Origin of the sequence: Humidesulfovibrio sp. (assembly GCF_035560995.1) — a bacterium.
In the GTDB taxonomy this organism is placed as follows: domain Bacteria; phylum Desulfobacterota; class Desulfovibrionia; order Desulfovibrionales; family Desulfovibrionaceae; genus Humidesulfovibrio.
Genome location: NZ_DATMYK010000270.1, coordinates 1 through 3568 on the forward strand (window position 1 = coordinate 1; position 3568 = coordinate 3568).

A 3568-nucleotide genomic window follows, 5' to 3' on the forward strand; every position below is an offset into this window, starting at 1 on the left:
GCCTCCGGCGCGGCGGACTTTTCCCGCACTGCCGAGACGCCGGGCGGCGACGACCCGATGGTCATCTTCTTCTCCTCCGGCACCACGGGCATGCCCAAGATGGTGCTGCATACGAACACCTACCCTCTGGGGCACATCACCACCGGCAGCTACTGGCACGACCTGGAGTCCGGCGACGTGCACCTGACCCTTTCCGATACGGGCTGGGCCAAGAGCGTGTGGGGCAAGTTCTACGGCCAGTGGCTGGCCGGGGGCGTGGTCTTCGTATGGGACTTCCGCGGCAAGTTCGAGCCGCGCGAGCTGCTGCGCATCCTTTCCGAGCACAAGGTGACCACCTTCTGCGCGCCGCCCACGGTGTACCGCTTCCTGGTGCGCGAGAATCTGAAGGAATTCGACCTGTCCTCCTTGCGCCACTGCACCACCGCGGGCGAACTCTTGAACGACTCGGTGTTCGAGGCCTGGCAGAAGGCCCTCGGCATGCCGATCTTCGAGGGCTACGGCCAGACCGAAACCACCCTGCAGCTGGCCACCCTGCCCTTCATGAAGCCGAAGCCCGGCTCCATCGGGCGGCCCATGCCCGGCTGGGATCTGGTGCTTCTGAACGACGAAGACCAGCCCTGCCCCCCGGGCGAGGAAGGCGAGATCTGCATCCGTCTGAAGGACGGCGCCACCACCAAAGGCATGCCCGGCCTGTTCTGCGGCTACCTGGACGAGCCTGAGCGCACGGCCAAGGTGGTGCGCGGCGGCTTCTACCACACGGGCGACAAGGCCTGGGTGGACGAGGACGGCTACTTCTGGTTCCTGGGCAGAACGGACGACCTCATCAAAAGCTCCGGCTACCGCATCGGGCCCTTTGAGGTGGAGAGCGCGCTGGTGTCCCACGCGGCCGTGGTCGAGGCGGCCGTCACCGGCGTGCCCGACCCCGTGCGCGGCATGGCGGTGAAGGCCACCGTGGTGCTGGCGGCCGGGTTCACCGCGGGCGACGAGCTGACGAAAGAGCTGCAGAACCACGTGAAGGGCGTCACCGCGCCCTACAAGTATCCGCGCATCATCGAGTACGTCTCTGAGCTGCCCAAGACCATCAGCGGCAAGATCAAGCGCGCGGAGATCCGCGCCCGCGACCAGGAGCGCATGGACGTGTAGCATCAGGCGCATACCTGTTTTGAGTGTGAGGGCGGCTTCCGGGCCGCCCTTTTTTATGGGGCGTCGCGGTCCGCGTCCTGGGGCTCGCCGTTGTCTTCCTCGCCGTCTGGCCCGCTTTCGCCCGCTTCCCCAGCAGCGGAAAGGTCGATGTCCAGGGCGAAGGCCCGGCGCGTCCGGCCTGGGGTCTCCTTGGCCGCGCCGAAGCGTTCCGGGTTCAGGGTCTTGAGCAGGAACATCAGCAGCTGGTCCGAGTGCTTCACCGTGCTGCCGCACTCGCGCCCCTGGTGGAACACTGGCACGGCCACGCCGGAAAGGGCGCGGCGCACGGCCTCGCTCTCCAGCGCCGCAACCGCGCGAGCGATGTCCGCATCCGGGATTTCTTCCCGCTGGGCAGGAGAAAGGCGGGCCTCCGCGCGCCTGCGCCGGCACTTTTTCGTCCCCCGGCGGAGCCTGAATCCCGGCGCGGCAAAGGCGGTTCCCAGACCGTCCCTGAACAGCCCGGAATGGCAAGCCGCGGCCGCAGGTCCTGTCCCAGTTCCGGTTTTTTTCAGTCCGTTCATTTTCTCTCCTTTGGGCGAAGGTGTCCATCCGTTTGAAACAAGTAGGTATTTTGTTATCAATTATGTATACTTCTTGGGTATCGCAGTCTTTTTCTCTTGCAGTCTGTCTACGCAGTGGTAGAAGCTTAACTCGTGGGAAGGAACGGCTTTTCCACGAACCCTCATCATCTGCACATCAAGGAGTTTGACCCATGAAGAAAGCCCTTATCGCCCTGTCCCTGGTTCTCGCCTTCTCTGGCGTCTCCTTCGCCGCCGACGCCGCCGCTCCGGCTGAGAAGCCCGCCGCCGCCGAGGCCGCCGCCCCCGCCAAGAAGGAGAAGAAGGCCGCCAAGAAGGCCCCCAAGAAGGCCGCCAAGAAGGAAGCCGCTGCCGAGAAGAAGGCCGAGTAATTTCGGACAGCTTCAGGGCTGCGGCCCTGGCGCCTTGACCAAGGCGCCGCGGTCTCGTTCCCTTGAACGCCATCGGGCGGGCTCCAGGTTTTCCTGGGGCCCGCTTTTGTTTGCGGCAGTATAGCATGGGCCCGCGGGGCGGGATGAAATGGGCCGTGATCGGCTGCGAAAAGGACGTTTTTGCCCGCTTGACAGGTTGGCGGAGGACGCCAGGGGCGAGCGGAGCGCTTACGGCTTAAAGTCGTTGCCATGGCAAGGGCGAAAGGATAGGATCAGTCCCCAAGACACTTGTGCAATTCACCCCTCAAGCAAAGGAAGGCCCGTGGCAAAGCCGAATTATCAGTACGAGAAGCGCGCCAAGGAACTGGCGAAGAAGAAGAAGAAGGAAGAGAAGCTGCGCCGCAAGCAGGAAAACGCTCAGCGCGGTGTGGGCGACGCGGACGAGACGCCGGAAGGCGGGGCGGAAGCTCCGGCCGAAGACGCGACCCCCCAGGCTCCCCAGGGATAAAGGCGCGCCACCTGCCTAGAACGTCACCGACAGGCTGACGGAACCGAACATCTGCGGGCCTTTCTGCCCGTCATACTCTTCTGTCCTGTACACGTGGGTATAGGTCAGCTTTGTTGCGCCCAGAACCAGCCCGATGCCCGCCGAGAGGTCGGCCACTGCGTTCTTCTTGGTCACGCTTGGGCTGTGCTCCCAGGTGTTCCCGTCCAGAAAGATGTTCCGGGCCACCGCGCGTCCCTCTGCCCCGGCGAACAGATGCAGGCCGAAGGACGACTCGCGCCGCAGGCGCGGGTCGCCGGGGTCGGCCGGTGCGCTTACCCCGCCGCCGGGGCTGATGAGCGAGGTGCCGAAGTCCCAGGGCAGATTGAGGCCCAGGCGCGTTTCGAACCCGGCGCTGGCCTGGGTGAGCACGTTGCCCGCCGTGACCCCGAAGCGCGGCAGCAGGTCCCAGGCCACGTCGCGGCCAAGGTCCACCCGGGCCAGGCGCAGGGTGCGCTGCCAGGAGAGCATCACGCCGGGTTCGTCATGGATCTGGTTCTTCCAGCCCAAGGCTTTCTTGAAACCCATGAGCGTGTGGTAGTTGTTCTGCGTCTCGCCCGCCCGGGCAGAGGGCCCCACGATGCCCAGGGTGGTCTCGAAGGTGTCCAACTGATGTGGGGTCTTGGCGTGCAGCGCAAGGGAAGCGTAGGTCCAGCCCGCGTAGGGGCGGTCCCTGGGCAAATACTGCGCCGTGCGGGTGTTGCCGGGGGTGTACATGTTCTGCCCGGCGGAAAGGGCCACGTTGTACTGCTGGCCAGGCTCGTTCACAAAGGGCAGTGCGGCCAGGTAGGGCAGCACGAAATCCGGCAGGCGCTCGTCCTGGGCGTAGCGCAACAGGTCGCCGGAGACCCAGGACAGCTTGATGCCGTTGGTGTAGTGTTCGTCCGTACCGGCGAAAAAGTCGTTTTCCTCGATGAGGATGAGGGTGGAGG

The 3568-nt window shown here is 65.1% G+C and carries 5 protein-coding genes; 3 read left to right on the top strand and 2 right to left on the bottom strand.

Features of this window, described 5'->3' with window-relative positions; translation table 11 throughout:
• A partial coding sequence (locus VN419_RS10435; RefSeq protein ID WP_325647168.1) for an AMP-binding protein occupies window positions 1–1143 on the top strand: 1143 nt, incomplete at its 5' end.
• Between the two features lie 53 nt (window positions 1144–1196).
• On the opposite strand, the gene VN419_RS10440 is transcribed toward VN419_RS10435, so the two are convergent.
• Complete coding sequence (locus VN419_RS10440; protein WP_325647169.1) at window positions 1197–1469, bottom strand: hypothetical protein; 273 nt, start codon at window positions 1467–1469, stop codon at window positions 1197–1199.
• Between the two features lie 425 nt (window positions 1470–1894).
• On the opposite strand from VN419_RS10440, the gene VN419_RS10445 reads away from it, so the two are divergent.
• Both VN419_RS10445 and VN419_RS10450 read left to right on the top strand, forming a co-directional pair.
• A complete protein-coding gene (locus tag VN419_RS10445; protein WP_325647170.1) occupies window positions 1895–2092 on the top strand; it encodes a hypothetical protein in 198 nt (65 codons plus the stop codon).
• Between the two features lie 322 nt (window positions 2093–2414).
• On the top strand, window positions 2415–2600 hold the full coding sequence (locus tag VN419_RS10450; RefSeq protein ID WP_325647171.1) for a hypothetical protein: 186 nt from the start codon (window positions 2415–2417) through the stop codon (window positions 2598–2600).
• Window positions 2601–2615: 15 nt separating this feature from the next.
• Here VN419_RS10450 and VN419_RS10455 read toward each other — a convergent pair.
• Window positions 2616–3568 (bottom strand): lipid A deacylase LpxR family protein (locus VN419_RS10455; RefSeq protein WP_325647172.1); only part of this gene is annotated, 953 nt, incomplete at its 5' end.